This window comes from Rhodoferax sp. (assembly GCF_030646845.1).
Lineage (GTDB): Bacteria > Pseudomonadota > Gammaproteobacteria > Burkholderiales > Burkholderiaceae_C > Rhodoferax.
The window spans coordinates 1-5,093 of sequence record NZ_JAUSLE010000034.1 but is presented as its reverse complement, the minus strand read 5'-3'; the positions used below and the strand labels follow the sequence as shown (position 1 = coordinate 5,093).

Sequence of the window (5,093 nt, the reverse complement as noted above, 5' to 3'; positions counted from 1 at the left end):
GGACGGGACTCGAACCCGCGACCCCCGGCGTGACAGGCCGGTATTCTAACCAACTGAACTACCACTCCTGGTAGCGGTAACGTTTGCTCTTTCGAGCCAAGTCGCCGGCCCTTGCGGACTGGCTGTTACCAACTTGCGCTTTGATCATCTCATGATGAATCTTGGCGACCCCACGGGGATTCGAACCCCGGTACCTACCGTGAAAGGGTCGTGTCCTAGGCCTCTAGACGATGGGGTCAAAACCTTTGGACTTCCGTCTCAACACGTAAATCTTCTCAGACTCACTTCAGAAATATTGGTGGAGGTAAGCAGGATCGAACTGCTGACCTCTTGCATGCCATGCAAGCGCTCTCCCAGCTGAGCTATACCCCCGATACCGCAGAAGCCTGCTTGGGTAACCTACCAAGCTTCTTAATTTCCAAGCCTCAAATTATAGCCTGAAAACTCAGGCTGCCCGCAAACGTGTGAGTACTTTTCCTCTTTCAGTGAGTTCGAGCACTGCATCCAGCGACGGTGTCTGGGCTGTGCCCATCACCAACACCCGTACTGGCATGGCCAATTGAGGCATCTTGATGCTGCAGGCGGCCAGCACTTCCTTGATGGCCGCTGCAATTGACGGCTTGTCCCAGGCGCAGGCCGCCAGCTTTTCCACCAGCAGACTGAGCGCCGGCTTGATGGCGTCGGTCACATGCTGGCTCACCTCAGCCGGGTTGGGGACGAGGTCGGCATAAAACACGCCCGCCCAGTCCGCCAGGACCACCGTTGTATCGCACCGGTCTTTGAACAATGCGCAGATGCGGGGCAAGCGGTCATCGGCCACGATGCCACGCCGCAGCAGCTGTTCTTGCACCAGCGGTGCCAGCGCATCGTCGCTCATGACTTTGAGGTGCTGTGCATTCACCCAGCGCAGCTTGGCTTCGTCGAACTGCGCTGCGCTGCGGCCCAGATGGTCCAGGCTGAACCACTCCAGGAACTGCGCGCGACTGAAGATTTCATCATCGCCATGGCTCCAGCCCAAACGGGCGAGATAGTTGACCATGGCGTCGGGCAGATAACCTTCATCGCGGTATTGCGTCACCGGCTTGGCACCGTTGCGCTTGCTCATCTTTTCGCCCTGCTCATTGAGCACGGTGGGCAGATGGGCGTACACCGGCGGCGCTTTGCCCAATGCGTGAAAGATGTTGATCTGGCGTGGCGTGTTGTTGACGTGGTCATCGCCGCGAATCACGTGGGTGATCGCCATGTCGATGTCGTCCACCACCACGCAGAAGTTGTAGGTGGGCGTGCCGTCCGGCCGGGCAATCACCAGATCATCGAGTTCATCGTTGCTGATTTCGATGCGTCCCTTGACCTTGTCATCCCACACGACCGAGCCACCCTGCGGGTTATTGAAGCGCAGCACCGGCTTCACACCTTCGGGAACAGGTGGCAGGGTCTTGCCGGGCGCCGGCCGCCAGGTACCGTCATAACGGGGCTTTTCCTTGGCGGCCATCTGGCGCTCACGCAAGGCGTCAAGCTCGGCCACACTCATGTAGCAGGGGTACACATGGCCCGCCGCCTGCAACTCGGCCAGCACCGCCTTGTAGCGATCCATGCGCTGCATTTGATAGAACGGGCCTTCGTCATAGTCAAGCCCCAGCCAGGACATGCTCTCGATGATCACGTCCACTGCGGCCTGCGTCGAGCGCTCCAGGTCGGTGTCTTCGATGCGCAGGATGAAGTCGCCGCCGGTGGCGCGAGCGAACGCCCACGGGTACAAGGCCGAGCGGATGTTGCCGAGGTGGATGAAGCCGGTGGGCGACGGAGCGAATCGGGTACGAATTTTTTGTGTCATGTCAGGGTATCCAGACCGCGAAGGCCACGTGCCAGGTCGGTTTTCAGGTCTTCAATGTTCTCCAGCCCGACGGCCACGCGAATCAGGCCCTGGCCGATGCCGGCCGCCTGGCGTTGCGCTTCGGTAATGCGCCCGTGCGAGGTGCTGGCCGGGTGCGTGATGGTGGTTTTGGTGTCACCCAGATTGGCGGTGATGGAACAGACCAGCGTGCTGTCAATCACATGAAACGCGTTCTTGCGCGCCAGCACCGGATCGCCCGCCCTAACGTCAAACGACACCACGGCGCCGCCCAGACCAGACTGCTGTCGCATCGCCAGCGCGTGCTGCGGGTGCGAGGCCAGACCCGGGTAGTAGACCCGTGTCACCTGGGGCTGGGCCTCCAGCCAGGTCGCCAGCGCCAGCGCGTTGTCGCTCTGCGCCTTCATCCGGATCGACAGGGTTTCCATGCCTTTGAGCACCACCCAGGCGTTGAAGGCCGACAGCGTCAGCCCACAACTGCGCATCACGGGCATGAACTTTTCGTCAATCAGTTTTTTCGTGGTGCACAGGGCACCTGCAATCACACGGCCCTGTCCGTCCAGGTACTTGGTTCCTGAATGGATGACAAGGTCGGCCCCAAGCTTGACCGGTTGTTGCAAGGCAGGTGAGCAAAAGCAGTTGTCGACCGCCAGCAGCGCCCCAGCCGCGTGGGCCACGTCGGCCAGCGCCCGAATGTCACAGACATCGGTCAACGGGTTGGTCGGAGTCTCGGCAAACAGCAGGCGGGTGTTGGGTTGAACCGCCGCCTGCCATTGCGCCACATCGGTTTGTGACACAAAGGTGCTCTGCACCCCAAACTTGCCGAACTCACCGGCGATCAGGCGGATGGTGGAACCAAACACGCTCTGCGAGCAAATGACATGGTCGCCCGCCTTCAACAGGCCCATGCACATGAGCATGATGGCCGCCATGCCGCTGGAGGTGCCAATGCAGGCCTCAGTGCCTTCCAGTGCCGCCAACCGCTGTTCCATGCTGGTCACGGTGGGGTTTGTGAAACGCGAATAGGTGTAGCCCTCTTCCTCGCCAGCGAAGCGCCGCGCCGCGGTCTCGGCATCAGGCTGCACGAAGCTGCTGGTCAGGTACAGCGCCTCGGAGTTTTCGCCATACTGGCTCTTGTCCACGGCGGCGCGCACAGCCAGCGTGTCCAGATGCAGGTTGTCAGGCAGTTTTTTGCTGGTCATGGTCAGTCCGCAGGGTTCGGCAGTGCCAGGCGCGAGTTATCTTCTGCACCTTCGTCGCCACCCACCCGGCTGGAATTCAGCCGGGCAATGTCATCCGCCGTGATGTCGCCGGTGACGTAGATGCCGTCAAAGCACGATGCGTCAAAGCCCTTGATGTTGGGGTTGAGTGAGCCGATTGCCTTCTTCATGCCTTCCACGTCCTGGTAAATCAGGGCGTCGCAGCCAATGAGCTGGCGGATTTGTTCCACCGTGCGGTTGTGCGCCACCAGTTCATCGGAGGTCGGCATGTCGATGCCATACACGTTGGGGTAACGCACAGGCGGCGCGGCACTGGCCATGTAGACCTTGCGCGCACCGGCGTCGCGCGCCATCTGCACGATCTCGCGGCTGGTGGTACCGCGCACGATCGAGTCGTCCACCAGCAGCACATTGCGGCCCTTGAATTCGCTGGCGATCACGTTGAGTTTTTGGCGCACCGATTTCTTGCGCACCGACTGCCCCGGCATGATGAAGGTGCGGCCCACATAGCGGTTCTTCACGAAGCCTTCGCGGTACGGCAGGCCCAGCAACTGCGCCAGTTGCGCGGCACTCGGGCGGCTGGATTCGGGGATGGGGATGACCACATCGATCTCATTGGGCGGCACGGTGGAGATCACCCGCTTGGCCAGCGTCTCGCCCAGGTTCAATCGCGCCTGATAGACCGAAATGCCATCCATCACCGAGTCCGGGCGTGCCAGATAAACATACTCAAAAATGCAGGGGTTCAACACCGGATGGTCCGCGCACTGCTGCGCATGCAGGGTGCCCTGCAGGTCGATGAACACCGCCTCGCCCGGAGCGATGTTGCGATCGAACTTGTGCGAGGTTCCTTCCAGCGCCACAGATTCGCTGGCTACCATCACAGTGCCGTCCTCGCTGCGTCCCATGCACAGAGGGCGAATGCCAAACGGGTCGCGAAACGCCAGTACGCCGTGACCGGCAATCATCGCAATCACCGCGTAGGAACCCTTGATGCGACGATGCACCTTGCGCACCGCTTCAAACACGTCGTGGGGTTGCAGAGGCAAGCCGCGCGTGGTCTTTTCGATCTCATGCGCCAGCACGTTCAGCAGCACCTCGGAATCGCTCTCGGTGTTGACGTGGCGGTGGTCGGTCTGGAACAGCTCCTGCGCCAGCGCCTTGGCATTGGTGAGGTTGCCGTTGTGCACCAGCACCAGGCCGAAGGGCGCGTTCACGTAGAAGGGCTGTGCCTCTTCTTCGCTGTAGGCATTGCCTGCCGTGGGGTAACGCACCTGGCCCAGGCCGCACAGGCCGGGCAGCGCGCGCATGTTGCGGGTGCGGAAGATGTCGCGCACCATGCCCTTGGCCTTGTGCATGAAGAACTTGCGGCCCTGCTGGGTGACGATGCCCGCAGCGTCCTGCCCGCGGTGCTGCAGCAACAGCAGCGCGTCGTAGATGAGCTGATTGACCGGCGTCTTGCTGACCACGCCCACGATTCCACACATGATTGAATCCTCAAAAAACTAACGGATATATCGGGCCACCGGCTCCGGCAACAAGGGCTTGACCTCGATCAGCGTGGCGGTCGACACCTGGGCCACGTTGGAGTCTGCCCACCAGGCAGCGTTCTGCATCTGGGTCATGCTCACCACCAGCGCCACCGCCAGCAGGATCACCACCCCGCGCAACAAACCAAAAGCGCCACCGAGCACGCGGTCCACCGGGCGCAGGCCGACCGATGCCACCAGTTTCTGCACCAGCCAGGCCCCCAGGCCGGCGGCGAATGCCACGGTCACGAACACCAGCACGAAACCGACGGCCACCCGCAGCGCGGGTGACAGGTTGCCCATCGGCAGCCACGCACCGGCTTCGTCGGCAAAGGCCTGGGCCAGCACGAAGGCGGCGATCACCAGGATCCCACCGGCTCCGCCGACGGGTCCGGTCACCATGAGCTTCTGCTGCAGGGCCCAGTCGGCGGTCCCGGACTCGAACGACTCGAGCTGCTTCTGCAGCTTCTTCCCCGCCTTGACGTTGTCGCG

General features: G+C 61.8%; 4 protein-coding genes and 2 tRNA genes. All 6 read right to left on the bottom strand.

Features of this window, described 5'->3' with window-relative positions; all coding sequences use genetic code 11:
- Window positions 1-162 precede the first annotated feature (162 nt).
- Window positions 163-238: transfer RNA gene (locus tag Q7T10_RS09085), tRNA-Glu, on the bottom strand.
- Between the two features lie 58 nt (window positions 239-296).
- A tRNA-Ala gene (locus Q7T10_RS09080) sits at window positions 297-372 on the bottom strand.
- A 73-nt stretch (window positions 373-445) separates the two neighbouring features.
- On the bottom strand, window positions 446-1,834 hold the full coding sequence (gene gltX / locus Q7T10_RS09075) for a glutamate--tRNA ligase (RefSeq protein WP_304747575.1): 1,389 nt from the start codon (window positions 1,832-1,834) through the stop codon (window positions 446-448).
- The gene (locus tag Q7T10_RS09070; protein ID WP_304747574.1) at window positions 1,831-3,054 is read right to left on the bottom strand and encodes an O-succinylhomoserine sulfhydrylase; all 1,224 of its coding nucleotides are present in this window, start codon (window positions 3,052-3,054) and stop codon (window positions 1,831-1,833) included. The genes gltX and Q7T10_RS09070 overlap by 4 nt, the downstream gene beginning before the upstream one ends.
- A gap of 2 nt (window positions 3,055-3,056) precedes the next feature.
- Window positions 3,057-4,559, bottom strand: a complete 1,503-nt coding sequence (gene purF, locus Q7T10_RS09065) for an amidophosphoribosyltransferase (RefSeq protein ID WP_304747573.1) — start codon at window positions 4,557-4,559, stop codon at window positions 3,057-3,059.
- Between the two features lie 18 nt (window positions 4,560-4,577).
- Window positions 4,578-5,093: CvpA family protein (locus Q7T10_RS09060; RefSeq protein ID WP_370653750.1), on the bottom strand; the 516-nt coding region annotated here is incomplete at its 5' end.

Excerpts from the sequence above, each read along its gene's own strand:
- Q7T10_RS09070 (WP_304747574.1), bottom strand. The coding sequence starts at position 3,054 with ATGACCAGCAAAAAACTGCCTGACAACCTGCATCTGGACACGCTGGCT.
- purF (WP_304747573.1), bottom strand. The coding sequence starts at position 4,559 with ATGTGTGGAATCGTGGGCGTGGTCAGCAAGACGCCGGTCAATCAGCTC.
- gltX (WP_304747575.1), bottom strand. The coding sequence starts at position 1,834 with ATGACACAAAAAATTCGTACCCGATTCGCTCCGTCGCCCACCGGCTTC.